Source organism: Kitasatospora cineracea, assembly GCF_003751605.1.
GTDB classification, from domain to species: Bacteria; Actinomycetota; Actinomycetes; order Streptomycetales; family Streptomycetaceae; genus Kitasatospora; species Kitasatospora cineracea.
The window spans coordinates 20175-45821 of record NZ_RJVJ01000002.1 but is presented as its reverse complement, the minus strand read 5'-3'; the positions used below and the strand labels follow the sequence as shown (position 1 = coordinate 45821).

Annotated in this window: 24 protein-coding genes; 8 read left to right on the top strand and 16 right to left on the bottom strand. The window is 75.7% G+C overall.

Features of this window, described 5'->3' with window-relative positions; all coding sequences use genetic code 11:
• Positions 1-9: 9 nt before the first annotated feature.
• The 7 genes from EDD39_RS26750 to EDD39_RS26720 form a co-directional block, all read right to left on the bottom strand.
• Positions 10-1272, bottom strand: coding sequence for a beta-ketoacyl-[acyl-carrier-protein] synthase family protein (locus EDD39_RS26750; protein ID WP_123561006.1), 1263 nt, complete (start codon positions 1270-1272; stop codon positions 10-12).
• A complete protein-coding gene (locus EDD39_RS26745; protein ID WP_123561004.1) occupies positions 1269-2897 on the bottom strand; it encodes a class I adenylate-forming enzyme family protein in 1629 nt (542 codons plus the stop codon). The genes EDD39_RS26750 and EDD39_RS26745 overlap by 4 nt, the downstream gene beginning before the upstream one ends.
• Positions 2898-3001: 104 nt before the next feature.
• Positions 3002-3565, bottom strand: coding sequence for a beta-ketoacyl synthase N-terminal-like domain-containing protein (locus EDD39_RS26740; RefSeq protein WP_208765662.1), 564 nt, complete (start codon positions 3563-3565; stop codon positions 3002-3004).
• Positions 3562-4665 (bottom strand): beta-ketoacyl synthase N-terminal-like domain-containing protein, encoded by a 1104-nt coding sequence (locus EDD39_RS26735; RefSeq protein ID WP_123561002.1) that lies wholly within the window; start codon positions 4663-4665, stop codon positions 3562-3564. Before EDD39_RS26735 ends, EDD39_RS26740 begins: the two co-directional genes overlap by 4 nt.
• A complete protein-coding gene (locus tag EDD39_RS26730; protein ID WP_208765661.1) occupies positions 4662-4931 on the bottom strand; it encodes an acyl carrier protein in 270 nt (89 codons plus the stop codon). Before EDD39_RS26730 ends, EDD39_RS26735 begins: the two co-directional genes overlap by 4 nt.
• The gene (locus EDD39_RS26725) at positions 4928-5212 is read right to left on the bottom strand and encodes an acyl carrier protein (RefSeq protein WP_123561000.1); all 285 of its coding nucleotides are present in this window, start codon (positions 5210-5212) and stop codon (positions 4928-4930) included. Before EDD39_RS26725 ends, EDD39_RS26730 begins: the two co-directional genes overlap by 4 nt.
• Before the next feature lie 49 nt (positions 5213-5261).
• Entirely contained in the window at positions 5262-6716 is a 1455-nt protein-coding gene (locus EDD39_RS26720) for a class I adenylate-forming enzyme family protein (protein ID WP_123560998.1), read from the bottom strand.
• 173 nt (positions 6717-6889) lie between these two features.
• Here EDD39_RS26720 and EDD39_RS26715 point away from each other — a divergent pair, with 173 nt between their 5' ends.
• The 3 genes from EDD39_RS26715 (at position 6890) to EDD39_RS26705 (ending at position 10430) form a co-directional block, all read left to right on the top strand.
• Positions 6890-7966: an alpha-hydroxy acid oxidase gene (locus tag EDD39_RS26715; protein ID WP_123560996.1), complete on the top strand. Its 1077-nt coding sequence runs from the start codon at positions 6890-6892 to the stop codon at positions 7964-7966.
• Positions 7967-8062: 96 nt separating this feature from the next.
• Positions 8063-9055 carry an alpha/beta hydrolase gene (locus EDD39_RS26710; protein ID WP_123560994.1) on the top strand — a complete coding sequence of 331 codons (993 nt, stop codon included), beginning with the start codon at positions 8063-8065 and terminating at the stop codon, positions 9053-9055.
• Positions 9056-9104: 49 nt separating this feature from the next.
• A complete protein-coding gene (locus EDD39_RS26705; RefSeq protein WP_123560992.1) occupies positions 9105-10430 on the top strand; it encodes an aminotransferase-like domain-containing protein in 1326 nt (441 codons plus the stop codon).
• 157 nt (positions 10431-10587) lie between these two features.
• Here the strand turns inward: EDD39_RS26705 and EDD39_RS26700 are convergent, their stop codons facing one another.
• The 4 genes from EDD39_RS26700 to EDD39_RS26685 all read right to left on the bottom strand — a co-directional run bounded on the left by EDD39_RS26700 (position 10588) and on the right by EDD39_RS26685 (position 13891).
• Entirely contained in the window at positions 10588-11352 is a 765-nt protein-coding gene (locus EDD39_RS26700) for an ABC transporter permease (protein WP_030463839.1), read from the bottom strand.
• Positions 11353-11376: 24 nt separating this feature from the next.
• Positions 11377-12330 carry an ATP-binding cassette domain-containing protein gene (locus tag EDD39_RS26695; protein WP_123560990.1) on the bottom strand — a complete coding sequence of 318 codons (954 nt, stop codon included), beginning with the start codon at positions 12328-12330 and terminating at the stop codon, positions 11377-11379.
• An 86-nt stretch (positions 12331-12416) separates the two neighbouring features.
• Entirely contained in the window at positions 12417-13577 is a 1161-nt protein-coding gene (locus EDD39_RS26690; protein ID WP_123560988.1) for a glycosyltransferase, read from the bottom strand.
• Entirely contained in the window at positions 13574-13891 is a 318-nt protein-coding gene (locus EDD39_RS26685; RefSeq protein ID WP_148089534.1) for a hypothetical protein, read from the bottom strand. Before EDD39_RS26685 ends, EDD39_RS26690 begins: the two co-directional genes overlap by 4 nt.
• Positions 13892-13989: 98 nt before the next feature.
• On the opposite strand from EDD39_RS26685, the gene EDD39_RS26680 reads away from it, so the two are divergent.
• From EDD39_RS26680 to EDD39_RS26665, 4 genes are read left to right on the top strand one after another with little or no spacing between them, the layout of a single operon-like run.
• On the top strand, positions 13990-14922 hold the full coding sequence (locus EDD39_RS26680) for a 3-oxoacyl-[acyl-carrier-protein] synthase III C-terminal domain-containing protein (RefSeq protein WP_123560983.1): 933 nt from the start codon (positions 13990-13992) through the stop codon (positions 14920-14922).
• A 36-nt stretch (positions 14923-14958) separates the two neighbouring features.
• Positions 14959-15261 carry an acyl carrier protein gene (locus EDD39_RS26675; RefSeq protein ID WP_123560980.1) on the top strand — a complete coding sequence of 101 codons (303 nt, stop codon included), beginning with the start codon at positions 14959-14961 and terminating at the stop codon, positions 15259-15261.
• Positions 15262-15265: 4 nt separating this feature from the next.
• Positions 15266-16060, top strand: a complete 795-nt coding sequence (locus EDD39_RS26670) for a 2-hydroxy-acid oxidase (RefSeq protein ID WP_123560978.1) — start codon at positions 15266-15268, stop codon at positions 16058-16060.
• On the top strand, positions 16057-16764 hold the full coding sequence (locus tag EDD39_RS26665; protein ID WP_123560976.1) for a 4'-phosphopantetheinyl transferase family protein: 708 nt from the start codon (positions 16057-16059) through the stop codon (positions 16762-16764). The genes EDD39_RS26670 and EDD39_RS26665 overlap by 4 nt, the downstream gene beginning before the upstream one ends.
• A gap of 74 nt (positions 16765-16838) precedes the next feature.
• Here EDD39_RS26665 and EDD39_RS26660 read toward each other — a convergent pair whose 3' ends face one another.
• The 3 genes from EDD39_RS26660 to EDD39_RS26650 all read right to left on the bottom strand — a co-directional run bounded on the left by EDD39_RS26660 (position 16839) and on the right by EDD39_RS26650 (position 22359).
• Entirely contained in the window at positions 16839-17342 is a 504-nt protein-coding gene (locus EDD39_RS26660; protein ID WP_123560974.1) for a GNAT family N-acetyltransferase, read from the bottom strand.
• Complete coding sequence (locus tag EDD39_RS26655; protein ID WP_123560972.1) at positions 17339-18643, bottom strand: DUF6271 family protein; 1305 nt, start codon at positions 18641-18643, stop codon at positions 17339-17341. The genes EDD39_RS26660 and EDD39_RS26655 overlap by 4 nt, the downstream gene beginning before the upstream one ends.
• A gap of 818 nt (positions 18644-19461) precedes the next feature.
• Positions 19462-22359: an AfsR/SARP family transcriptional regulator gene (locus EDD39_RS26650; protein WP_123560969.1), complete on the bottom strand. Its 2898-nt coding sequence runs from the start codon at positions 22357-22359 to the stop codon at positions 19462-19464.
• Between the two features lie 448 nt (positions 22360-22807).
• Between EDD39_RS26650 and EDD39_RS26645 the strand changes: the two genes are divergently transcribed.
• Positions 22808-23473 carry a helix-turn-helix transcriptional regulator gene (locus EDD39_RS26645; RefSeq protein WP_123560967.1) on the top strand — a complete coding sequence of 222 codons (666 nt, stop codon included), beginning with the start codon at positions 22808-22810 and terminating at the stop codon, positions 23471-23473.
• Positions 23474-23560: 87 nt separating this feature from the next.
• Here the strand turns inward: EDD39_RS26645 and EDD39_RS26640 are convergent, their stop codons facing one another.
• Complete coding sequence (locus tag EDD39_RS26640) at positions 23561-24754, bottom strand: alpha/beta hydrolase family protein (protein ID WP_244257311.1); 1194 nt, start codon at positions 24752-24754, stop codon at positions 23561-23563.
• Positions 24755-24886: 132 nt separating this feature from the next.
• Positions 24887-25543, bottom strand: coding sequence for a TetR/AcrR family transcriptional regulator (locus tag EDD39_RS26635; protein WP_123560965.1), 657 nt, complete (start codon positions 25541-25543; stop codon positions 24887-24889).
• Between the last annotated feature and the right edge of the window lie 104 nt (positions 25544-25647).

Here is a 25647-nt window from a genome sequence, read left to right as displayed (position 1 = left end):
CGCGGGGGCCTACTTGGCGGTGCCGGTCGGCGTCGGCCCGAAGACCAGGCTGGTGTTGTGGCCGCCGAACGCGAACGCGTTGCTGAGCGCGGCCCGCAGCCGGACCGGCCGGGCGGCGCCGCGGACGTGGTCCAGGTCGCAGGCCGGGTCGGGCTCGTCCAGGTTGAGGGTCGGCGGGAGCAGGCCGCGGGCCACGGCCAGCGCGGTGACGGCGGCCTCCACCGCGCCGGCCGCGCCCAGCAGGTGGCCGGTGGCGCCCTTGGTGGAGCTGACGGCGGGCCGGTGCGCGCCGAACACCGCGTTCAGCGCGGCCGATTCGGCGATGTCGCCGAGCTTGGTGCCGGTGCCGTGCGCGTTGACGTACCCGATGTCGGACGGGTCCAGCCCGGCGTTGGCGAGGGCGGCGCGCATCGCGTCGGCGGCGCCCGCGCCGTCGGGGCGGGGCATGGTCGGGTGGTGGGCGTCGGTGCTGGAGCCCCAGCCGATCAGCTCGGCGTACCCGCTCGCGCCGCGGGCCGCCGCGTGCTCGGCGCTCTCCAGGACCAGGACGGCGCTGCCGTCGCCCAGCACGAAGCCGTTGCGGCGGGCGTCGAACGGTCGGGACGCCTGCGCCGGATCCTCCCAACCCTGGGACAGCGCACGGGCGTTGGCGAAGGCGGAGATGATCGTCGGGTGCAGCGAGGCGTCCGTCCCGCCGCACACCACCACGTCCGCGTCGCCGGCCCGGATCAGCCGCAGTCCCTCGGCCACCGCCTGGGCGCCGGCCGCGCAGGCCGTCACGATCGCGGTGCTGAAGCCCCGGATGCCGTGCTTGATCGCCACCCGGGCGGTCGCCATGTTGGAGAGCATCCCGGGCAGCAGGTACGGGCTGACGCCGGGGCGGCCGCGCTCCTGGCGGCGGCCCGCCTGCTGCTCGTAGGTCTCCAGGCCGCCGCCGCCGGTGCCCAGCACCACGGCGGTGCGGCGGGCGTCGGCGTCGCGGCCGACCACCAGGGCGGCGTCGGCCAGCGCGTCGTCCGCGGCGGCCAGGGCCAGCAGCGCGAAGCGGTCGACGCAGCGGGTCTCGGTCGGCGGCAGCACCTCGCGGCCGTCGACGTGCGGGGCGATCCCGGCGGCGGGCAGCCAGCCGTGCGCGACGTGGCCCTCGGGGACGGCGGTGATGCCGCTGAGCCCGGAGGTCAGCGCCTCGAACACCTCGCCGGGCTTGCGGCCCAGCGAGGTGACCATCCCGATGCCGGTGACGACGGCGCCCGGCCGTCCGACCCGGGTCATCGGGCGGCCGCCGAGGTCATCGCGGCGAGGTGGCGCTCGCGCAGCAGGACCTTGCGGACCTTGCCGGTCGGGCCGAGCGGCAGGTCCTCGTCGCCGACCACCAGGACCGAGCGGACGGTCGCGGCGGTGGGCCCGTCGAGCGCGGCCAGCACCTCGGCGGTGCGGTCGGCGGCCGGGTCGGCGCCGTCGGCGAGCAGCAGCAGCACGTCGGTGACCGCCCGGTCGCCGTCGCGGAAGGCGACCACGGTGCAGTCCAGCACGTCGGGGACGCGGGCCAGCACCCGTTCCTCGGACATCGCGGTGTACAGCCGCCGACCGCCGCCGAGGTCGACCGCGTCCACCAGCCGGTCCACGTGGTAGTAGTAGCCGTCCTCGTCGCGGTACATCAGGTCGCCGGTGAGGAAGCGGCCGCGCAGCCGGGTGCGGTGGGTGGTGACCGAGTCGTTCCAGTAGCCGAGCGCCAGCGTCGGTGAGGCGGTGGCGAGTTCGCCGACCTCGCCGGGGCCGAGCGGCTCGCCGTCCGGGCCGACCACCTCGCAGTCGACGAAGGTGTGCGGGCGGCCCACGCAGCGGCCGTACTTCTCGGTGCCCGGCGCGTGGGTGATGTGGAAGTGCGAGTGGCCCATCTCGGAGGAGCCCAGGCCGTCGACGAACACCGACCCGGCGGTGCGGACCCGGCCCTGCCGGGTGGCGGTCTCCCGCGAGCCCTGGGCGACCAGGCGGCGGATGTGCGCCTCGTGCGCGCAGTCGCCGGTGTTCCACCACAGGCCGACCGAGGACAGGTCACGGGCGGAGAGGTCCTGCCGGGCCAGGTCGGCCCAGGTGGTGGCGAAGCCGAAGACGCTCTGCGGCTGCCAGCGCTCGATCGCGTCCAGCACGGCCGGGCCGGTCTGCTGCGAGATCAGGTGCAGCCGGGAGTCGAAGCTGAGCGCCAGGTTGAGCGCGATCAGGGTCGCGGCGTGCGCGGCGGGCAGCGCGCTGAGCACCCGGTCGATGCCCTGCGGACGGGGCAGCGCGGCCCGGTGCCGGATCGACGCGTACAGGCTGGCGTGCGAGTGCACCACGGCCTTGGGCATCCCGGTGGTGCCGGAGGAGTGGGTGATCGCCACCGGGTCGTCCGCGTGGTGCCGGTACGGGGCGGGCGCCGCGTCCGGGTCGGCGGAGCCGAGGCCGGCGGCGTCGGCGAGCACCGGGGCCGCCGGGTCGTGCCCGGCCAGTTCGGCCCGGTGCGCGGGGTCGGCGAGCAGGCCGACGGCGCCGAGCCGGGCGATGTAGCGGGCCGCGCGCTCACCCTCCACCCCGGGGTTGAGCAGCGCCGGGATCGCGCCGAGCCGGGCCAGCGCCAGGAACGACAGCACCTGGTCGGCGGCGGCGCTCGCGTACACCGCCACCACGTCCCGCGGGCCGACGCCGAGGGCGTGCAGCGCGGCGGCCCGGGCCCGGACGGCGCGGTCGGCCTCGCGCAGGGTGAGCGCCGCCCCGGCGGGGTGGCCGTCCACTGCGGTGTCGAAGGTCAGCAGCGGGTCGTCGAGACCGATGCCCAGGGCGATCCTGCTGGTCAGCACGTTTCCGGCGCCGACGTCCGGGTCGTTCGCCAGGAGGCTGCGGATACTGCGGATGCTCACGGTGTGGATCCCTCCCACGGACCACGGCGCTGGCCGTGCGGGTGCGGTGCGGCGTCCGGGGACGCGTACGGACGGGGGTCGGAAAGGCTCAGGGGGCGCGCGGCTCAGGGGGCGGTGACCAGGACGGCGGTGGCCCGGTCGGTGCCGCAGGCCGGGCCGGGTTCCCCGGCAGCCGGTTCGGCGGGCCGCACGGACGGTTCGGTGGGCCGCCCGGCCGGTTCGGCCTGCTCCGCGGCGATCACCAGGACCTGGTCGGCGTCGCCGTCGGCCAGCAGCAGCGCGGCCAACTCCAGTGCGTCCGGCGGGACTTCACCGGGCGCGGCGGCCTCCGGCGGGCTGATCGCGACGACCGGGCCGGTCAGGCCCCAGCGGGCGGCGACGTGCCCGAGGACGGCGTTCGGATTGGACTGGAAGAACAGCAGCGGCGGCATCCGGCGCCCCGCGGCGCCGGTGTCGATGGCCAGCGCGGTGGCGCGGTCGCCCCCGGCGCTGGCGAGCAGCAGCCCGGTGCGGCGCGGCTCCCCGGGCTCGCCGTAGCCCGCCGCCAGGCAGCGCTCGGCGACGGCCGCGACCAGCGGGTTGAAGGTCGAGGCCGAGAAACCGGGCAGCGGGGGCGGCGGCTCGCCGGGCGGCCAGTGGACGGTGGCGAGGGTGCGCAGCGGGTTCACGCGGCGGCCACCAGGAGTGCGGTGTTGGCGCCGCCGAACGCCGAGTTGAGGCTCAGCGCGCAGCGGGGACGGGCGTCCGCGCGGGGGCCCAGCACCAGGTCCAGCCCGACCTCCGGGTCCGGACCCAGCCAGCCCGCGTTGACCGGGAGCCGACCGTCGCCCAACGCCCCGACGGTGACCGCGAGTTCGAGCAGCGCGGAAGCCTCCAGGGCGTGGCCGTGCACGGACTTGCTGGAGCTCACCGGCAGCCTGTCCAGACCGCCGCCGAACACCTCGCGCAGCGCCCGCGCCTCCGCCAGGTCCGACATCGGCGAACCGGTGCCGTTGGCGTTGACGTAGTCCACCCCGGACGGGTCGACCCCGGCCCGGGCCAGCGCGGACCGGACGGCCCGGGCCACGCCCGCGCCGTCGGGCCGCGGACGGCACACGTGGTGCGCGTCCCCGGAGCGGCCCCAGCCCGCCAGCCGGGCCAGCGGACGGGCGCCGCGCCCGGCGGCGGCGTCCGCCGCCTCGACCACCACGGCCACCGCGGCGTCCCCGAGCAGGGTGCCGGTGCGCCCGGTGCTGAACGGCCGCAGCTCGCCGTCCCGGGCCAGGGCCCGGCCCGCGTCGAAGGCCGCGAAGACGCCCGGCTCCACCAGGTGCCCGGCCGCGACCACCACCCGCGGGTGGCGGCCGGAGCCGACCAGGGCGGCCGCGTCGGCCACCGCGGTGGCGGCCGCCACGCAGGCGCCGGTGTAGACCCGGGCCACTCCGGCCAGGCCGAGGGCGACGGCGCCGGCCGACACCTCCCCGGCCGTCCCGCGGGTGTTCAGGTCGCTGTGCAGGGCGAGCAACAGCGGTGCACCGGAAGGCAGTTCGGCCTGCCGGCAGGCGTCGGCGACGGCGCCGAGCACCGCGTCGGCGAGCGGCGGCGGGTCGGGCAGCAGGGCCGCCCGCCGGGTGCCGCGCCGGCCGACGTCGAAGCGGGTCACCTCGGCGAAGCCGGTCCCGCCCCGGGCGGCGGCGGCCGCCAGCGGGGCGAGACCGGGGCCGAAGGCGCTGAGCACCCCGAGGCCGGTGAACACCGGCCGGTCGGCCGGCGGTGCGCTGGGACTCATGACCGGGCGGCCCCGTCGGCCCCGGCCGGGGCGGCGGCGAGGACGGCCGCGCGCAGCACCGCGACGGCGTCGTCCACCGTGCGGACGGCCGCGAACTGCTCGTCCGAGAGTTCCAGCTCGATGCCGTAGCGCTGCTCGAACTCGGCGGTCAGCCAGGTGAGTTCGAGCGATCCGAGGGTCTCGGGCACGCTGTTCTCGGGGCGCCCGCCGAAGGCCGCGAGCATCTGCACGACCTCGGCCCGGCCCGGCAGCACGGGCGTGCTCACGCGGCGCTGCCGGCGGTGGCCGCGGTGGCGGTGCCGGCGGCGACCCGGCGGGCCACGTCGGCGGTGAACTGGTCGAGGGTCATCAGCGCGGTGGTCTCCAGCTCGTCCAGGTCGAACTTGATCCCGAACTCGTCCTCGACCTGGACCGACAGCTCGGCGAGCGCCAGCGACTCGAGGTCGAGGCCGGCCGGGCCGAGGTCGGTGTCGCCGGTGACCCCGTCGGTGTCGTAGTTCATCTCGGCGAGCGTCGAGAGGACGAACTCGCGGATGCGCTCCTGCATGGTGTGCTCCTCGTGCTGGGTCGGGGTTCGGTGCGGGCGGTGCGGTGGATCAGGGGGCGGCGGCCGCGGTGGCGCGCAGCGCGGCGGTGTCGCGGACGAGCTTGCCGGTGGCGGTGCGGGGCAGCGCCGGGAGGAAGGTGAGCTGCCGGGGCCGCTTGAAGGGGGCCAGCTCGCGGATCAGCGCCTCCCGGACGGCGTCCGCCCGGTCGGCGTCGGCGTGCCCGGCGGCCCCGTCGGTGTCGGCGCGCTCGGTGGCCAGGTACGCCTCGATGGCGCCGTCCGCGAAGACCACCACGGCCTCGCGGACCTCCGGCAGCGCGGCGAGGGTGTGCTCGACCTCGTTGAGGTCGACCTTGAGGCCGCCGATCGAGACCTGGGAGTCGCGCCGGCCGAGCACGGTGACCCGGCCGGTCACCGGGTCGACCCGGCCGGCGTCGCGGGTGTGCAGCCGGCCGTCCGACCAGCGGGTCGGGTCGTCGAGGCCGGGGTACGGGGAGGCGGCCATCGCGATGTGCAGTTCGCCGCCGTCCTCGTGCAGCTCCGTGCCGTGGACGGGCGCGGCCTCGGGGTGCAGGGTGCCGTCCAGGTCGGTGGCGATCACCCCGCGCTCGGTCATCCCGTACATGGTGCCCAGCGGCACCCCGTACCGGGCGGTGAAGGCGGCGGGCAGCCCGGGGCGGACCAGCTCGCCCGCCACGATCATCCGGCGCAGCTGCGGCAGCGGCGGGGGAGCGGCCGCACCGGCCAGCAGCTCGGCGTGGAACGGGACGCCGATCACGGTGGTCGGCCGGTCGTCCTCGCCGACCGCGGCCAGGATGCCCGCGGTGGTCATCCGGACGGGCACGGTCAGCGGCACCCGGGCGTGCAGGCTGTTGAGCAGCCCGCCGACCAGGCCGAGGACGTGCACCATCGAGGAGAGCAGGACGACCCGCTCCCCGGCCTTCGGGAACGCCGCCAGCCGCGCGTAGCAGTCGAGTTCGCGCAGCAGGTCGGCGGCGGTGCGGGCGATCACCTTGGCCGGGCCGGTCGAGCCCGAGCTCAGCTGCACCAGGGCGTGGCCGGTCGCGGCCGGGCGGCCGTCCGACCGGGCCACCGGCACCGGGTCGGTCTCGGCGAAGCCGCGCATCGCCGCCGCGGGGCCGTGCGCCGACTCCACCAGCACCTGGGGCGCCAGCCGTTCGACGGCGAGCGCCACCTCGTGGTCGGTGAGCCGGTGGTCCAGCAGGACGGCCTGGGCGCCCAGTTGCCAGCAGGCCAGCAGCGCGGCGGTGTAGCCGAGCGAGGGCGCCAGCCGCAGCGCGGCGGTGCCGCCGCGCGCCAGGCCGGCGGCGGTCAGCCGTCCGGCCTGCTCGGCGACCAGGGCGCGCAGGGTGGCGCGGTCCACGGGAGTGCCGAAGCGCAGGCACTCCTGGTCGTCGGGGCCGGCCAGCAGGTAGCGGTCCACCCAGTCGTGCGGGGCACCGCAGGGCTGGGCGGGGGGAGAGGAAGATCCGGTCAACGCCACTCCACGAAGGGGAGGTTGGAAGGACGCCGTCCACGACGAACGGGGTCGGTTCGGCTTCCTGACGATTGCACAGGCGTTCGAGCCGAATCAAGGTCTAGACCATTGGGCGGGTGGCCTCCTACGCTGCCGGGCCGGAGCGGGCCCGCACGCGGCCTGCCCGGAAAGGCAGACTCTTGGAAGCACTGGAACCGGCGGACTTCGAACGCGCGGCCCGCGCCCGACTCCCCGCCGAAACCTGGGACTTCGTGCAGGGCGGCAGCGGCGCCGAACGCACCCTCGCCGCCAACCGCGCCCAGTTCGAACAGGCCCGCCTGCGCCCGCGCACCATGGTCGACGTCTCCACCACCGACCAGCGCCTCACCCTGCTCGGCAGCCCGCTGAGCACCCCGATCGGCATCGCCCCGGTCGCCTACCACCAGCTGTTCCACCCCGAGGGCGAGACCGCCACCGCCCGCGCCGCCGGCCGCGCCGGAGCGCTCATGGTCGCCGGTATCTTCGCCAGCCGCACCCTGGAATCCATCGCCGAAGCCGCCACCGGCCCGCTCTGGCTGCAGCTCTACTGGCTGCGCCGCCGCGACGCCCTCGCCGCCCTGGTCGAACGCGCCGAAGCCGCCGGCTTCCGCGCCCTGGTGCTCACCGTCGACGCCCCCCGGATCGGCCGCCGCCTGCGCGACGCCCGCAACGGCTTCGCCGTCCCCGCGCACATCCGCGCCGTCAACCTCGACCCGTCCCTGATGGCCGCCAGCCACCGGGCCGACGCGGGCAGCTCGGGCATCGCCGACCACGCCAAGGAGCAGTTCGACCCCACCCTGACCTGGGCGGACCTCGCCTGGCTGCGCGAACGCAGCAGCCTGCCGATCGTCCTCAAGGGCATCCTGACCGCCGAGGACGCCCGACTCGCCGCCGAACACGGCGTCGACGCCGTCGTGGTCTCCAACCACGGCGGCCGCCAGCTCGACGGTGCCCTGCCGACCCTCTCGGCGCTGCCCGAAGTGGTCGCCGCGACACCGCCGGATCTGCCCGTCCTCCTGGACGGCGGGGTACGGACGGGCACGGATGTTGCCCTGGCGGTCGCCCTCGGCGCCCGGGCCGTCCTGATCGGCCGCCCGATCCTGTGGGGCCTGGCCGCCGACGGCGAGAACGGCGTCGTTCGCGTCCTCGACCTCCTGAAGGCCGAACTCGACGACACCCTGGCCCTGCTGGGCCGCCCCCGCCTGGCCGACCTCGACCCCACCGCGGTGGTCCGGTAGGGCCCGACCGGCGGCCACCGCCCCGGTCCCGGCGCCCCTGATCCACCGTCACCACCCGCCGCCGCCGACCGGCGGCCCGATCCCAGGAACGTTCCCTTGCCACTGCACCCCCAGGCCGAGGCCCTGCGCCGACAGCGCGCCGAAGCCGGTACGCCCCCGCTCTACACCCGCACCCTCGCCGAGGCCCGCGCCGCCGACCTCGCCGACATCCGGGCCGCCGCCGGGAACCCGGAACCGGTCGGCTCCGTCGAGGAGTTCACCGTCCCGGGCCCCGGCGGCCCGCTGCCACTGCGGGTCTACCGCCCGGCCGCCGAAGCCGAAGCCGAAGCCGAAGCCGAAGCCGAAGCCGACGTCGACGTCGACGTCGAAGCCACCGCCCCGCTGCCCGTCCTGCTCTACCTGTTCGGCGGCGGCTGGACCCTCGGTTCGCTCGACACCGGCGACGCGATCTGCCGCCGCCTGACCAACGCCGTCGGCTGCGTCACCGTCGCGGCGGGCTACCGGCTCGCCCCCGAGCACCCCTTCCCGGCCGCCGTGCACGACGTGGCCGCCGCCGCCGAGTGGATCGCCGGGCACGCCGCCGAACTGGGCGCCGACCCGGCCCGGTTGGCCGTCGCGGGCGACAGCGCGGGCGGCAACCTGGCCGCCGCCCTCACCCTGCTGGCCCGCGAACGCGGCGGCCCAGCGATCCGCCACCAGCTGCTGGTCTACCCGAACACCGACCACGCCGCGGACACCCCGTCCGTCCGCGAGCACGACGACCCGCTGCTGTTCAACCGCCGCTCGGTGGCCTGGTACTGGGGCCACTACCTGGCCGACCCGGCCGACGGCGCCGACCCGCTGGCCTCCCCGCTGCGCGCCCCCTCGCTGGCCGGCCTGCCGCCCGCCACCGTGCTCACCGCCGAGTACGACCCGCTGCGCGACGAGGGCGAGCAGTACGCCGAAGCCCTGCGCGCCGCCGGAGTGCCCGTCGAACTGCGCCGCTACGACGGCATGCCGCACGGCTTCTTCGCCATGTCCGGCGTCCTCGACGGCGGCCGCGACGCCCAGCACCACGCCGCCGCCCGACTCCGCGAGGCCCTCCGATGACGACCGCCACCACGACCGCCACCGCCGCCCGACTCCGCGAGGCCCTCCGATGACGACCGCCGCCACGACCGCCACCGCCACGCTCCCGCTGGGCGACCTGCACGCCAGCCTCGCCGACCCGCTGCTGGACGCGATGACCTTCCTCAACGAGGTCACCGAGCGCTACCCGGACGCGCTCTCCTTCGCCCCCGGCCGCCCGCACGAGGGCTTCTTCGAACCCGAGGACGTCCACACCTACCTGGACACCTACCTCGCCCACCTCGCCGAGCGCGGCCTGAGCCGCAGCGCGGTGCGCACCGCGCTGTTCCAGTACGGCCCGACCAAGGGCATCGTCGCCGACCTGGTCGCCCGCACCCTCGCCAACGACGAGGGCATCCACGCCGACCCCGAGGCGCTGGTGCTCACGGTCGGCGCCCAGGAGGGCATGCTGCTGGTGCTGCGCGCCCTGTGCGCCACGCCCGAGGACGTGCTGCTGGTCAGCTCGCCCTGCTACGTCGGCGTCACCGGCGCGGCCCGGCTGCTCGACCTGGCGACCGTCCCCGTCCCGGAGGGCCCCGCCGGCGGACCGGACCCGGAGGCCGTGCGCGCGGCGGCCCGCGCCGTCCGGGCGGCCGGCGGCCGCCCGCGCGCGCTCTACGTCGTCCCGGACTTCGCCAACCCGTCCGGCACCAGCATGCCGGTCGGGGCGCGGGCCGGGCTGCTGGAGGTGGCGGCCGAAGAGGACCTGCTGGTGATCGAGGACAACCCGTACGGCTTCTTCACCCGCGAGCCGGGCGGACGCCCCACCCTGAAGGCCCTGGACGGGGACCGCGCCCGGGTGGTCCACCTCGGCTCCTTCGCCAAGACCTGCTTCCCGGGCGCCCGGCTCGGCTACGTGGTCGCCGACCAGCGGGTGCTCGCCCCGGACGGCCGGACGACGCTGCTCGCCGACGAGCTGGCCAAGCTGAAGAGCATGACGACGGTCAACACCCCGGCGCTCAGCCAGGCCGTGATCGGCGGCATGCTGCTGCGCCACGCCTGCCGCCTGCGCGCCGCCAACGCCCCGGCGCGCGCCCACTACGCGGCCAACCTGGCCGTTCTGCTGCGGGAGTTGGAGCGGCACTTCCCGGCGGCCGAACGCGACCGGCTCGGGGTGTCCTGGAACGAGCCGGAGGGCGGCTTCTTCGCCGTGCTCCAGGTGCCGTTCACCGCCGACGAGGCGGCGATGGAACGCTGCGCCCGCGACCACGGGGTGCTCTGGACCCCGATGGCCCCGTTCTACCCGGCCGGCGGCGGCGAGCGCCGGCTGCGGCTGTCGATCAGCGCCCTGGACGAGGACCGGATCGCGGCCGGAGCGGCCCGGCTGGCCGACTTCGTCCGGGCCGCCGCGAGCTGAACGCACGACAAGGCCCGAGCGCACGACAAAGGCCCGAGCGCACAGCAAAAGGCCCGAGCGCACAGCGAAAGGCCCGAGCGCACAGCGAAAGGCCCGAGCGCACGACAAAAGGCGGGGGGAGCGGCCGCAGCCCCTCCCCCCGCTCCCCCCGGTACGGCTACCGGATCCGGGCCGAGAACAGCCGGGCCGAGTAGAACACCGCCGCGGTCGTCAGCACCGCGACGATCAGCAGCCCCTGCCAGACCACGCTGTCCCCGGGGTGCCCGGAGAACAGCGCCCGCATGCCCTCGACCGCCCAGTAGAAGGGGTTCCACTCCGCCGCCCGCTGCAGCCACATCGGCGCCAGCGCCATCGGCAGCAGCGTCCCGGAGAGCAGGCCGATCGGCTGGGCGATGGTGTTCACCACCGGCGCCATCGCGGCGTCGTTGGGCAGCGCCAGGGCGATGCCGTACGAGATGGCCGAGGTCATCAGCGCCAGCAGACCGAGCAGCACGTACGCCAGCAGCAGGCTCGCCGGGTCGACCCGCAGGCCGAACGGCAGCGCGACCAGGGTGATGATGACCGCCTGGACGAGCAGGCCGAGCGTCTCGCGCAGCGCCCGCCCGAGCAGCAGGGCGAGCCGGCTGACCGGGGTCACCCGGGAGCGCTCGATGATGCCGGCCTTCAGCTCGCCGAGCAGGCTGAAGCCGGTGAAGAGGCCGCCGAAGATGCAGAGCACCGCCAGCAGGCCGGGGACGTAGATCTGGTACGCCTCGGCGTAGCTGGTGGCGCCCATCGGCCCCAGCACCTGCTTCAGCAGCGGGGCGAACAGCAGCAGGTAGAAGACCGGCTGGGTGATGCCGATCACGATCCAGATCGGTGTGCGCCACATCAGCAGCACTTGCCGCTGGAAGACCAGCCAGGTGTCACGGGCGAGCTTCACGGAAGGGACCCCAGGGGTTTCTCGTCAGGACTGTTCGATGGAGCGGCCGGTGCGGGCCAGGAACACGTCGTCCAGGCTCGGCCGCTGGAGCTGCACCGTCCCGGGGACGATGCCCGCCCCGTTCAGGACGCTCAGCAGTTGCGGGATCGCCGCCGCGCCGTCGTCCAGGTAGAGCCGCAGGCCGTCCTCGCCCGGCTCCAGCCGGTGCAGGGAGGGCTGCCCGCGCAGGGCGTCGGCCGCGGGTCCGGCGTCCCCGGCGGTGAGGCCGAGCAGCACCACGTCGCCGGAGATCTCGCGCTTGAGCGCCTCGGGCGTGCCCTCGACCACGACCTGCCCGTGGTCGACGATGGCGACCCGGTCGCAGAGCGCGTCGGCCTCGTCCAGGTAGTGGGTGGTCACCACCACCGTCATGCCCTCGGTGCGCAGCCGCTTGATCTCGGCCCACACCTGGCCGCGGCTGGCCGGGTCGAGGCCGACCGTCGGCTCGTCGAGGAACAGCACCTTCGGGGAGTGGATCACCCCGAGGGCGATGTCCACCCGGCGGCGCTGGCCGCCGGAGTAGGTGCTGCAGTGGCGGTCGGCGAACTCGGTCAGGTCGAACGCCTTCAGGGCGTCCGCGGCCTGCTGCAGGGCCTCGGCCTTGCGGGCGCCGTACATCCGGGCCTGCATGACCAGCTCCTCCCGCCCGGTGACCGCGTCGGCGGTGCCGCCGCCCTGGGCGACGTAGCCGATCCGGCGGCGGACCCCGGCCGGGTCGGCCAGCAGGTCGGCGCCGGCGATCAGGGCTTCGCCGCCGTCCGGGCGGATGAGCGTGGCGAGCATGCGCAGGGTGGTGGTCTTCCCGGCGCCGTTGGGGCCGAGGAAGCCGAAGATCTCACCGGCCTGGACGTCCAGGTCGATGCCGCGGACGGCGTCGACGACGGTGCGGCCGTGCTTTCCGGACGGGTAGGACTTGCGAAGTCCCTTGGTCTCGATCAACCAGAACTCCCGGGCTGGGATGGGGTGCGGGGGCTCGCGCGGCCAACCCCCTTGCAGGCGAAGGGGGTTGGCGGCGCGAGGCGGTATCAGGGGGCGACCAGCGCTTCCATCCGGTCGGCGGCGGTCAACGCCCCGCCGCCGGACAGCAGTTGACGACCGATCGACTCGGCGGCCGCCCGGTGGGAGGGCTCGTCGAGCACCCGCCGGAGCCGCTCGGCGATCACCGGCGGACTGACCCGGGCGAACGGGACCCGGAGGCCGGCCCCGGCCTCCACGACCCGCTGCGCCACGAACGGCTGGTCGTTGCGGATCGGCGCCGCCAGCACGGGGACACCGTGCGCCAGCGACTCGACCACGGTGTTCATCCCACCATGGCAGAGCACCGCGTCCAAGCGGCCCGTGGACAGCAACTCCAGCACGGGTGCCCGATCGACCACCGTGACGGAGTCCGGAAGGGCAGCCGGCAGCGCCCCGCGGGACGCCGCGACCACCGCCTGCACGCCGTCCCCGCCGAGCCGCGCCAGCGCCCCGACGGTGCGGTGCAGGAAGTCCGCGCCGACCGTGTCCGACATCGTCCCCATGGTGACCAGCACGGTGCGCCGCCCGGCCGCCAGCCGCTCCCACGGGAACGCCGGATCCGCCGCCCGCGCCGTCAGCACCGGCCCCACCGCGGCGAGTTGCGGCAGCGGCGGCAGCTCGCCGAGCAGCGCCCGCCCGGAGGTGGCCAGCACCAGGTGCGGCGACAGGCGCGGGTCGGTGAACTCCCCGGCGGGCAGCCCGGCCCGCTCCCACAGCCCGGCCAGCAGCCCCGCCGTCCACGCCTCGACCCGCGGCAGGTGCCGGTACGGGCGGCCCAGCTCCATCGCCCCCGGCGCCAGCGTCGCCCACGGCAGCCCGTACCGGTGCGCGACCAGCGCGCCCGCCGGGGTGTGCTGGTCCACCAGCAGCGCGTCCGGCCGGAACTCCCGCACCACCGCGTCCAGCGGCTTCAGGGTGAACCTGGCGTACGGGACGACGAAGCCCTCCCAGAGCGAGCGCAGCGAGGCCAGGCCGTGGCCGCCCATCGCCCGGAACATCCGGTTGCCGGTGCCGAAGATCCGGGCGTCCGGGCCGAGCAGCGGCCGCAGCATCGTCTCGGTGCCGGTCCAGGCGACCTGGTGGCCGCGCGCGGCCAGCTCCGCCGCGATCCCGGCCGCCGGGTTGACGTGCCCGGCCAGCGGGGGCACCACCAGCAGGAAGCGGCTCACCGGCGCACCAGCTCCGCCAGGTCGCCGACGGTCAGCGCGGCCAGTCCGGCCACGTCCAGGCCGGCCCGCAGCGCGCCCAGGTCGGCGCCGAAGCGCTCCCGCAGCAGCACGTCCAGCACCGCGAACTCGCTCTCGTCCAGGGCGAGATCGCCGTCGAGTCGGTCCGCGGGGGCGAGCGACTCTGCCCAATCGGGCAGAGCGTCGGCGGCCTCCGCCAGCGCGGCCAGCAACCCCGGGTCCAGGGCGGCGGGCGGCCCGGAAGGCAGCCCGGAGGCGGTTTCTGGGTACACGAAGGAAGGCTGGGAATCAGTCATCGGAAGGCTCCACCGGCTCGACGGCAACGGGGTGAGGGAGAAGGCTCCGGATCGGTGATCGCTTGTGCGACCCACGGAGCGTGGGAATACTAACCGGGGTGACCGCACTGGAGGCAGTGGCCGTCCACCTCCCCCCGCGACTCGAACCGATCGAGGACGTGGGCGCCAGGATCGGCCTTACCCCACGTCAACTCCGACTCTTCCGCCGCTTCCACGGCCTGGACCAGGTGCGCCTGGACCCGGACGGGACGCTGCTCGACCTGCTGGACGCCGCCGTCCGGGCCCTGCCCGAACTGCGCGGCAACGAACACCGGATCCGGTACCTGCTGCACGCCCGCAACACGCCGGTCGCCGTGCCCTACCCGCTCAACCCCCTGCACCAGCTCCAGGAACGCTTCGGCCTCACCCACGCCGACGCGTTCACCGTCACCCAACAGGCCTGCGCCGCCTCCCTGCTGGCCATCGACCTGGCCGGGCGGCTGCTGGCCGACGACGGCGACCCGTCGGCGCTGGCCCTGGTGCTGGCCGGGGAGAAGACCTTCACCCGGGACGCCCAACTGCTGCCCGAGACCACGATCTTCGCCGAGGCCGCGACCGCCTGCCTGGTCAGCCCCGACGGCGACCGCAACCGGGTGCTCTCCTACGCGGTCCGCCAGCGCCCCGAGTTCTACGGCCGACCCGCCGAGGACCCGGACCTGATGGTCCGCTACCAGCGGGAGTACCAGCCCGCCCTGGCCGAGGCGGTCGAGGCCGCGCTCGACCAGGCAGGTCTGGACCTCTCCGACATCGCGCTGCTGCTCCCGCACAACGTCAACCAGGCCTCCTGGCGGATGACCTGCCGCCAACTCGGCTACCCTGTCGAGCAGGTGGTCCTGGAGAACGTGGCCGCGGTCGGCCACAGTTTCGCCGCCGACGCCTTCGTCAACCTCCGCACCGCCACCACCGGCGGAGCGCTCCGGCCCGGCGACCACTACCTGATCGCCGCCGCCGGCATCGGCGCCACCTTCGCGGCCATGGTCCTGCGGCACTGACGCGCCGCCTCCCACCCACCCCTGGACGGTCCACCCATGTCAGAAACCACCCTGCCCGCGAGCGAACCGACGGCCGACCCCGAGGTGCGCGAGCGCATCCGGCGCGGCATCGAGGAGGTCCTGCCCCGCATCCTGGGCGTCGAACTCGCCGACATCCCGGAGAACGCCTGCTTCTTCGACGACTACGGCCTCACCTCCTCCGGCATCGTCGAACTGGTCCTGGACATCGAGGAGACGCTCGCCATCCAGGTCGACGTCGAACACCTCGTCATCGACGACGTCCGCACCGTCGACAGCCTCACCGACTACGTCGTCGGACACCACGCCGACGAGGACTGACCCGATGCCCGCCGAGACCCGCGGCCTGCGCGTGACCAGGGCGGTCGCCGCCGGAATCGACGGCCGCTCCGCCGCCTCGCTCCACCCCGACCTGCGCACCTTCACCGCCGACCTGGTCCGCCCGTACGGCCTGCCGCTGCGCGAGGACCTGCTGGCCGAGGGCGCCGGGCACGACTACGCCGAGATGGCCGCCGGCCTGCTCGAACGGGCCCTGCCCGGGGGCGAACCCGCGGACCTGCTGATCCTCGCCTTCTCCTCCCCGGACGTCCGGCCCGCCGCCCCCGCCTCGCTCCGGCTCAGCCGCCACTGCCCCGGGCAGCCGACCGCCTTCGCCGTCTGCGACCAGGGCAGCGCCACCGCCTTCGCCGCGCTGCGGATCGCCGCCGCCCACCACCGCACCGGCGGCTGCCGGCGGGCCGTGGTCGTGCTCGCCGAGCAGAGCGCCCTGCACCACCGGCCCGCCGCGCCCGTCGAACTGCCCGCCGAGCACCGCGCCGTCGTGCTGGTCTGCGAGGAGGCCCCGGGGGAGGGGATGCGGGTCCGCCAGCAGGCCCAGCCGGACGGCGCGCAGGCACTGCGCGCGGTCCGCGAGGAGCACCGCCGGCTCGGGCCCGGCGCCGGGCTGCTGCTCGCCGCGGACCTGGCCGGCAGCCCCGAAGGCGCCGGGGCGGCCCGCCCCGGACAGCCGTTCACCGGCGTCTGGAGCCTGCTCGCCGACCGCCTCCCCGGCGACGGCCCGCTGCTGGTCGCCGACCACGACCGGCGCCTGGGCCGGCTCAGCACCCTCACCCTGCCGTGAACGCCGCCGGGCCGGAAGCCGACGTCATCGACGCCTGGAGCATCCCCACCGACCAGCCCCCGGACGTCGTCCACCACCTGTACGGCCTGCTCGACCCCGGGGAGCGGGAGCGGGCCGACCGGGCCCACGACCCGGTCGAGGGCGGGCGGTTCGCCGTGGCCCGGGGCGCCGTCCGGCTGCTGGTCGCCGAACGGCTCGCCCTCGCGCCCGCCGACCTGGTGTGGCACTACGGCCCGCACGGCAAGCCCGCCCCCGCCCTCCCCCCGGCCGCCGAACCGCTCCAGGTCAACTGGTCCGGCTCGGGGGCGCTCGCGCTGCTGGCCCTCGCCGTCGGACGCCGGGTCGGCGCGGACGTCGAACAGCTGGCCCGGCCCGGCGTCGGCGAGCGGATCGCCCGCCGCCACTTCCCGGCCGCCGACGCCGCCCTCGTCCTGGACGCCCCGACCCCCGCCGACGGCGCCGACCGCTTCACCCGCCTGTGGTGCCGCCGCGAAGCCTGCGTCAAGGTGCACGGCGGCCGGCTCGCCCAGGGACTCGGCCTCCCGCTGGCCGGCCCCTCCCCGCTGCGGCTGGCCGACGCGGCCCCGCTCGGCCCCGGCCCGCTCTGGCTGGCCGACGTCCCGGTGCCCGGCCCGTTCCGGGCCGCGGTCGCAGCCGACACCGACCGCCCCTTCACCGTCCGCCACCGCACCTGGACCGCCTGAACCCCCCTGCTACGCAAACACATCGGGCCCGACCGGCAGCCACTCCGGTCGGGCCCGACATCATCGACGCCCCGTCAGCCCACCGGCCTCGACATGTAGACCGCCCGCCGCCCGTAGGACGCGGGCACGGCCACCTCCCGGTGCGCGCGGTAGCCGTAGAAGCGCAGCAGGATGTCGGAGCCGCGCACCGCGACCATCGAGACCTGCGTGAAGCCGCCCTCCACCGCCCGCGCCTGCGCGTGCTCCATCAGCTCCGCGGCGAGCTCCCGGCCGCGCAACTCCTCGGCCAGCACCAGGTCGTGCACGTGCAGGTTGTCCGAGTCGAACGCCCCGCCCTCCGCCACCGCGAGGTCCGGGCAGCGCAGCGGCGGGTACGGCAGGCTCAGCAGGTAGCCGCGGACGGCCCCGGTGTCGCGCTGCTCCAGCACGTAACAGGTCTTCGGCGAGCAGGCGACCCGGGACTGCAGCGCCTCCCGGCCCTCGGAGAGACCGTCGGCCGCGTAGGCGTCGTGCTCCAGCGCGACCACGGCGTCCCAGTCCCCGTCGGCCAGCTGCCTGATCAGGAACTCCCCGCTCACCCGGCGAGCCCCCGCTCGCGGGCCGCGGCCACCATCGGCGCCCAGTTCTCGATCAGCACCGCCCAGCGCACGGCGTCCTCCCGGGCCTCGTCCAGCAGCTGCTGCCGCTGCCCGGCCACCACGTCCGCCAGCTCGGCGTACTTGCCGCCCAGCTTGCGGTAGAGGCGGTCCACCTCGTCCAGGCAGGTCTCGTTGGTGTCCCGCTCCAGGTCGACGGTGCTGCGCACCAGCCCGAGGATCGGCTCCACCCGCAACTCGTGCCGCTCGTCCAACAGCCCGGTGCCCAGGTCGATCATCTGCCCGTAGACCGGGTACAGGTACAGCATCGAGAGCAGCATCTTCACGAAGCGCAGCTGGTACGAGACGAACCCGGCGCCGATCCGGCGCTCGGGCGTGTAGTAGTTGACGATGTGCCGCTTGTGGATGACGGCGGGCAGCTTGGCGTGCACCAGGGCGTGCAGCAGCGCGTAGTCGGCGCCGATGGTGCGCAGCGAGGGCACCAGCGGCAGCACCTCGTAACCCCGGTGGTCGATGGCGACGTTGCACATGTAGACGTCCCAGATGTCCGGCACGCCGAGCACCGAGTCGGCCGCGTCGAACGAGTCGTGCTCGGCGCCCTTGAAGGAGATCTCGACCATCTCGTCCTGCTGCTCGCGGGTCCACACCCGCGGGGTCCACAGCCGCACCAGGTCCCGGTACACCTCCGGGTCCAGCTCGTTGATCTCGCCGATGTCCACGTTGAGTTCGCCCATGAAGGCGGCGCTGACCAGCATCACCGGCTTGTCCGCGTCCGCCGGGTCCAGCTCGGAGCGGGCCACCCCGGCCGCCGCCTCGCCGGCCGGCTTGCCCAGCGACAGCAGCTCGTGGTGGATCGGGAACATCTTCGCGCCGTCGACCACCTGGTAGTCGAAGTCGTCGTTGCGCAGGTGCGCCGAGGTGCAGCCCAGCGCGGCCGCGCCCAGGAAGACCCGGTTGACGCAGGAGCCGTACGCGACGTCCTGCGGCAGCATCAGGTCGAGCAGCAGCCCGGGGTCGGTGCCGCCGGAGCGCCGCGCCACGTCGAGGAAGAACGCGTGCTGCGCCTCGTTGCCGAGGTGGTGGACGAACACGCCGGGCGCGGGCACCAGCGCGGCCACGGCGTCCGCGTTCTTGGCGAACTCGGCGGCCACGGTGGTGTCCAGGACGAGGAGGTGGACCTCGACCCCGAAGGTCTCGACGGCGTAGGCCGCCTCCTCGGCGAGGTCCACGATGGTGCCGGGACAGGCCCGCATGGTGGGCAGGGCGAGGCAGACTCGTTGCATGGTGTGGGAATCTCCGTCTGATCGTCAGATTCGTTGCGGCGCCCGGCGGTCGAGCGGGGAGAGGGTGCCCTGACCGGCCCGCCGTGCCGTCCCGGCCGGGCTCGCCGGCGGGGGCGGAGGGTCTCGGCGGCACCGTGGACGACCTGGTTTCACCACAGTGGACTAGACCAAACTGGGGTGTCAATGCACCGCCCCCGGGCGGCCCGCGGCACCCGCCGACACTGCCCGATGGGGCAGCCGACCCTGCCCCGGCACGGCCCCGCCGGACGCACCCCGCCACTCGGCCGGCCCGCCGCCCGCCCCGCACCGGCCCGCCGCCCGCCCCGCACCGACCCGCCGTCAGCTCCGCACCCGACCCGCCCGTCCCGCACCCGACCCGCCCGTCCCGCACCCGACCCGCCCGTCCCGCACCCGACCCGCCCGCCCCGCCGTCGGCGCCCGCCCCGAACGGCCGCCGGTGCGAAATGGTTCCCGCCGTCGGAGCCCTGTCGGCGAATCGGGAACGGTCCCGCCGAATTCGTCCCCGGACCGCCGACCGCCCCGCGAAGCAATTCCCGCGCCGCCGAAGTCCGCCGAATGGCAACCCCGCCCCGGCGAAAGAACTCCACAACGTCGATCCGCCCGCTTACCGTTCCGTCCGAAATCAATCCGTGATGGTCGTTGCGCACCCTGCCGGGAAGATTTCCGTTGGATAACGGAGTGGCGCGAGGCGGAACCGACCGCACGACCGGACGGACGCGCCCGCTGGGCCCTGTCCGGCCGATCTTGCCGGGCGCCCACCGCCGCGCGCCGATCCGACAAGATCGACCGGACCGGACCTAGGCCAGGCAGGCCCGGCCGCGGTGGTGCTCCCCGAGGTCGAACAGCGCGTGCCCGATCGCGGTCAGCGCACCGGCCTCACGGTGCTCCAGGCCGACCTTCCGGGCGATCGCCAGCGCCTCCTCGGCCGCCTCCAGCGCCTCGGTCGGCCGCCCGGCGGCCCGGCAGGACTCGGCCAGCCCCACCAGCACGCCCGGCATCCGGTCCCAGGAGCCGAGCGCGCGCAACGCGCCCAGACCCCCCCGGTAGTCCGCGCACGCCGCCTCGAACCGGCCCATCCCGTGCAGCGCCGTCGCCCGGGCGTAGAGCATGTGGACCTGCCCGACGAAGTCGCCGAGCTCCCGGAACGTCGCCAGGCTGCGCTCGGCCCGCCGCCGGGCCGACTCCGGCCGGCCCACCGCGACGTCGGCCAGCGCCGCCATCCCCTCCACGAAGGCGTGCGAGGACCGGTTGCCCAGCTCGGCGCTCAGCGCGACGGCCTCGTCGCACCAGGCGGCGACCTCCTCGTCGCCGCAGTGCGGCAGGCTGGTCAGCGCCAGCGCGGCCAGCGCCCCGGGCAGCAGCACCGCCTGCCCGGTCCGCCGGGCCAGCGCGATCACCCGGACCGCCTCGTCCCGGGCCTGCCGGGTGCGCTGGAACTCCCGCTGCGCCCACATCAGCGTGTAGCGGGCCCGCGCCTCGCTCTCCGGCAGGCCGGCGGCCCGGGCGGCCCCGGCCAGCCGCCCGGCCAGGTCGCACAGCTCCGGCACGGCCATGCCCAGGTCGATCAGCTGGATCAGCACCAGCGCCAGGTCCGCGAGCACCGCCAGCGGGCCGTCCGGCTCGCGGGCGGCCTGCCCGGCCACCGCCAGGACGGCGGGGATCTCCTGCCGGGCCCAGCGCAGCCCCTCGGCCGGCCCGTCGAACCGCGGCCCGACGGCCTCCGGCGCCACCAGGTCGGGGAACGGGTAGCCCGGCCGGACCACCCGGTACAGGCCCGCCACCGTCGCCAGGTAGTGCCGCAGCAGCCGCTCCACGGCGGCCCGTCCGGCGGCCTCCCCGTCCACCTCCCGGACCAGCTCGCGCGCGAACAGCCGCAGCAGGTCGTGGTACTGGTAGCGGCCGGGGTACGGGCAGGACAGCAGCCCCAGGTCGGTCAGCGACTCGGCCAGCCGCTCGGCCTCCCGCTCCGGCAGCCCCAGCAGCACCGCGGCCGCCGCCGAGGACACGCCCGGGCCGTCCGGCAGCGACAGCAGCCGGAACGCCCGGGCGGTCTCCGGGTCCAACTGGTCGTAGCTGAGCCGGAACGACGCGGCCACCGCCAGCTCGCCGGTCTCCAGCTCGGCCAGCCGCCGCCGCTCCGAGGCCAGCCGGTCCGCCATGTGCGCCAGCTCCCAGGCCGGACGGGCCGCCAGCCGGGAGGCCGCGGTCCGCACCGCCAGCGGCAGGAACCCGCACGCCTCCGCCAGCCGCCGGGCCGCCGCCGGCTCGGCCGCCACCCGCGCCTCCCCGGCGATCGCCCCGAGCAGCCGCACCGACTCCTCCGAGGTCAGCGGCTCCAGGCCGACCTGCCGGGTCATCGGCATCCCCGACAGCCAGGCCCGGCTGGTCACCAGCACCGCGCAGGAACGGCTGCCGGGCAGCAGCGGCCCGACCTGCCGGCTGTCGCGGGCGTCGTCCAGCACGATCAGCACCCGCCGGCCCGCCACCCGGGACCGGAACATCGCGGCCCGCTCCGCCGTCCCCTGCGGGAGCGCCGCGTCGGCCACGCCCAGCGCGCCGAGGAAACCCGCCAGCACCTCGCCGGGATCGGCCGGTAAGGCCCCGGCCCCGCGCAGGTTCACGTACAGCTGGCCGTCCGGGTACTGCCCGCCCACCGCGTGCGCGACGTGCACCGCGAGCGCCGACTTGCCCACCCCGCCCAGGCCCGAGACCCCCACCACCGGCATCGCCGGGCCGCCGGGGGCCAGGTCCGCGCACAGGGCCGCGCAGAGCCCGTCCCGGCCGGTGTAGTCGGAGACGTCGGCGGGCAGCTGGGCCGGCGGGACCGGCGAGGAACCGGCCGGACCGCCGCCCGCCCCGGGCCCCGGCGCCGGCAGCACGGGCGGCGCGGCCAGCTTCGGGTCGCCCGACAGGATGCCCACCTGGAGCTCGCGCAGCCGCGGCCCCGGATCGACGCCCAGCTGCTCCAGCAGCGTCCGCCGGGCGTCCGCGTACACGCCCAGCGCCTCGGCCTGCCGCCCGCTGCGGTACAGCGCCAGCATCAGCAGCTCCCGCACCGGCTCCAGCAGCGGGTACTGGTTGACCCACACGGTCAGCTCGCCGATCACGTCCGCGTGCCGGCCCGCCGCCAACTCCGCCTCCAGCCACGCCTGGACGGCGTGCAGCCGGCGCTCGACCAGCCGGGCCCGGTGCGCCTGGGCGAGCGGCCCCGGCAGCCCGGCCAGCGGCTCGCCGTGCCACAGCTCGCAGGCCTCCCGCAGCAGTCCGAGCGCCCCGGCCGCGTCCCCCCGCGCGCGGGCCCGGGCCGCCGCCGCGACCCGGTCCTCGAACACCTCGACGTCCACCGACTCGGCCGGGACCCGCAGCACGTAGCCGCTGCCCGAGGACACCAGCACCGCCGGGTGCGCCCGGTCCGGCTCCAGCACCCGCCGCAGCCGCGACACGTAGGTGCGCACGACGGTGGCGGCCCGGGCCGGCGGCTCCTCCCAGAGCGCGTCGAGCAGCTCGTCCACGGACACGATCCGGCGCGCCCGCAGCGCCAACGCGGTGAGCAGCGCCCGCTGTTGCGGCGAGCCGAGGTCCAACTCGCGCTCCCCGCACCAGGCCTGCACCGGCCCGAGCAGGCACAGCCGCAGCTGCTCCGGGCCGTCCGGATCCGGGCTCGTCCCGTCGCGGGGCCCCGCGCCGTCCGTCATCGGCGGACGGCGGCAGTCCGGCCCGCCGAGCCGCGACGCCGGGTCAAACGTGCACGAACAATCGTCGACGGGAGCTTTCCGGTCACGCGTCCTCGCCTATTCGATCTGCCGCGCTCGCGCGCGGAAAGGGCCGTGCCAGGGATCGTCCTCCCAGCGGGGCCGGAAAAGCAAACCGCACCCGTTCGGCCGCCGCCCGAGTACCGCTGCGGGCGCCGGTGCGGATCCGTCAATCTTTTATTGATCGGCGGCGGATAGCGTGTTCCCCGGTGCACGTGTCCGCCGATCCTTCGGCGGACACGGGGAACTCCCGCGGTGTCAGCCGGGCCGCAGGAGGAGGAAAGACGGCGTCGCGTGCGGGCGGTGCCGGCCGACCCGGTTCTGACGGCGAGCCGCCGCCTGTGGGGGGTGGCGGACGCACCGTCAAGCGCAACGAAAGGAACCCCGCGCCGTGCTGCAGTACGCCGACGACGTCCGTACCACGACAACGACCCGACCGATCCCGGTGGCCGTCCACGCCCTGGACCCGCTCTCCCGCGCCGGAGTGGTGAGCTACCTCCGGCAGTGCCCGGAGGTCTCGCTGGTGGACGACGGCCACCAGGGTGGCACCGGCGTGGCCCTGCTGGTCGCCGACACCTTCGACGAGACGGCCCTGGCCGGCCTGTCCCGACTGGTCAAGACCGAACGGACGCGGGTGGTGCTGGTCCTGGACCGGATCCAGGAGCCGGAACTGCTCAACGTCGTCTCGCTCGGCGTCACCACGATCCTGTGGCGCCGCGAAGTGACGGGGGAGCGCCTGCGCCAAGCCGTCCTCACCGCCGCCCGGGGCCACGGAGACCTCCCCCCCGACCTGCTCGGCCGGCTGATCGGCTGCATGGGCCGCCAGCGCGGCGACGGCCCCGGCCCGGACGGCGCCCCCGCCGACCACGGCATGCTGCCGCGCGAAGTCGACGTGCTGCGCCTGGTCGCCGACGGCATGGACACCGGGGAGATCGCCGTCAAACTCCTCTACTCGGAGCGGACGATCAAGAACATCATCCACACCGTCACCACCCGCTTCCACCTCCGCAACCGCGCCCACGCGGTCGCCTACGCCCTGCGCGAGGGCTACATCTAGACCGGCGCCGCGGCCGGTTCGCCCCCTGCGCCGAACCGGCCGCAGCCACCGGCATCCTCCTGCTCCCCGGTCCCCGATCCCTGATCCCTAGTCCCGGAAGAGCACCTCCGGGTTGTCCGGCGAGGGGCCGTCCAGCAGCGGGCTGTCGATCCCCTTCAGCGTCCGGTCGAAGAACGCGGTCACGTACTCGCGGGTGATCGCGATCCCGCGTTCCGGGGAGAGGGGCGGTGCCGGGAACCCGGCCTCCTGGAGCAGCAGGTCCAGGTCGCTGAAGCTGAAGTGGTTGGCGCCGACGACCGTCAGCCACCTCTTGTAGCCGCCGAGGGCGGCCCAGGTGTGCTCCCAGTCGGTGGCGGCGGTCGTGCCCAGCATGAGGAACGGCCGGTCGAGTTGGCCGGGCGCCGGATCCGGGTGGAAGGAGCCGTCCATGTTCACCCCGGCCCGCACCCGCGGGTCGGCGATCATCGTGGCGGCGGCCGCCGCTCCGCCGAGGGAGTGCCCGGCCATGCCGATCTCGTGCTTGTCGACGAGGTGGGCCAGGGGCCAGGCGGTGTTGCCGTGCGTGAGCCGGTCGATCACGAAGGACACGTCCAGCGCGCGGCCGGCGGCGACGGCGTCGAAGTCGAGCCCCGCCGGGCTGTCGCAGATCACGCACGACGACGTCCGGCCGTCCGCCAGCGTCTCGCCGCTGTCCTCGTAGGTGTGGCCGACGAGCGCGACGACGTAGCCGTGACTGGCCAGGTCGGTGGCGAGCGCGGTGAGCGTCCAGCGCGGGTCCTCGTACGCGGGTGAGAGGACCACCAGCGGATGCTTGCCGCTCTGCGGCCGCGCGCCGTCGAAGGCGTGCGTGGTGATGCCGGCGAGGTTCTGCGGGGTGACGCCGGCGCTCGCCAGCGCCTGATGGCGCTGGAGGACGCCGGCCGCCTCGCCGAGGGTCGTGTAAGGGGCCGGGGCCCCGGTCCCGGGGACGGCCGGGTAGAGCATCGTGACGGTGAGTTGGCGGGGGCCGGACGACGGCACCCACGGGTCGGGACGGCTCGCGTCGGTGAGGTGGATGACGTCCTCGCCGGCGGCGTAGGGGCCGGTCGGCGCGGGGAGCGTGCCCCGGAAGGACGGTGCGGGCGCGGCGACGGCCGTGGCGGCGGCCGTGGTGGCGGTCGCGTGCGCGGTGGACGGCGGGGTCGTGAAGGCGAGTCCGGTGCCGGTCGCGGCCACCGAGGCGGCGAGAGCCAGGACGGCGACGGCGCCGATCCGGCGCCTGCGGTTCGAGGTGGTGTTCACGGATCCGATCCTGCCCGACCCCGCCCTGACGATCCATCATGCAGGCATCCGTCTTGAAGGTGGTGCCGGCTACACCCCGAACCCCCGACAGTGCGGGTGCGCCAAGGGGTGACGGTCCCTCACCGCCCGGGTTCAGCCCGCCGCGAGGCGCGTCGCGAACTCCTCCGCGGGCCGTCCGGCGTGCAGGCCGAGCAGGTCGGCGACCAGTGCGTCCAGCGGCGGCCAGGGCAGTTCGCCGTGGTCGTTGTAGAGCACGACCAGGCCGTGCAGCCCGGTCCAGAGCAGCAGTCCGTCCTGCCACTGCCGGGCGGGGGCGGGCCGCTCGCCGCCGCGCTCCCGGACGGCCGCGAGCGAGGCGATCACGGAGCCCAGGAGTGCCTCGCCGGCGCCGTGGTCCTGGAGCAGCGCGAGGTCGGCGGGCATCCGGCCGCCGAAGAGCGTGCGGTACTCGCCGGGGTGCTCGACGCCCCAGCGCACGTAGGCGGCGCAGCGGCCGACCAGGTCGTCGATGGGGTCGGCGGCCGGGGCCGCGGCCTCGTCCATCAGGCGGGCCAGCTCCGCGTAGCGCAGGCGCAGCACGTGCCGGACCAGTGATCCGAGGTCGGGGAAGTGGCTGTAGATGCTGGCGGGCGCGACCCCGACCTCGCGGGCGACCTGCCGCAGGGTCAGCGTCTCGGGCTGGTCGAGGGTGGCCAGCAGGTGGGCCGCGGCCTCGATCAGCTCGGCCCTGAGCACCTGTCCCTGCCCGCGGGGGTTGCGCCGGCGGCGCGGCGCCTCCTCACCGCCCATGTCCCGGATCCTCCCTGTCGGCGACGGGAGATCACCTTACCTTTCGGCGCCACCGACCCGCCCTGACCCGCCCGGACCCGCCCTGACCCGCCCTGACCGGCCTT

Bases quoted from the DNA above. Each gene is read 5' to 3' on its own strand.
- EDD39_RS26750 (WP_123561006.1), bottom strand. From the start codon at position 1,272: ATGACCCGGGTCGGACGGCCGGGCGCCGTCGTCACCGGCATCGGGATG.
- EDD39_RS26735 (WP_123561002.1), bottom strand. From the start codon at position 4,665: ATGAGTCCCAGCGCACCGCCGGCCGACCGGCCGGTGTTCACCGGCCTC.
- EDD39_RS26725 (WP_123561000.1), bottom strand. From the start codon at position 5,212: ATGCAGGAGCGCATCCGCGAGTTCGTCCTCTCGACGCTCGCCGAGATG.
- EDD39_RS26705 (WP_123560992.1), top strand. From the start codon at position 9,105: ATGACGACCGCCGCCACGACCGCCACCGCCACGCTCCCGCTGGGCGAC.
- EDD39_RS26685 (WP_148089534.1), bottom strand. From the start codon at position 13,891: ATGACTGATTCCCAGCCTTCCTTCGTGTACCCAGAAACCGCCTCCGGG.
- EDD39_RS26675 (WP_123560980.1), top strand. From the start codon at position 14,959: ATGTCAGAAACCACCCTGCCCGCGAGCGAACCGACGGCCGACCCCGAG.
- EDD39_RS26670 (WP_123560978.1), top strand. From the start codon at position 15,266: ATGCCCGCCGAGACCCGCGGCCTGCGCGTGACCAGGGCGGTCGCCGCC.
- EDD39_RS26655 (WP_123560972.1), bottom strand. From the start codon at position 18,643: ATGCAACGAGTCTGCCTCGCCCTGCCCACCATGCGGGCCTGTCCCGGC.
- EDD39_RS26650 (WP_123560969.1), bottom strand. From the start codon at position 22,359: ATGACGGACGGCGCGGGGCCCCGCGACGGGACGAGCCCGGATCCGGAC.
- EDD39_RS26635 (WP_123560965.1), bottom strand. From the start codon at position 25,543: ATGGGCGGTGAGGAGGCGCCGCGCCGCCGGCGCAACCCCCGCGGGCAG.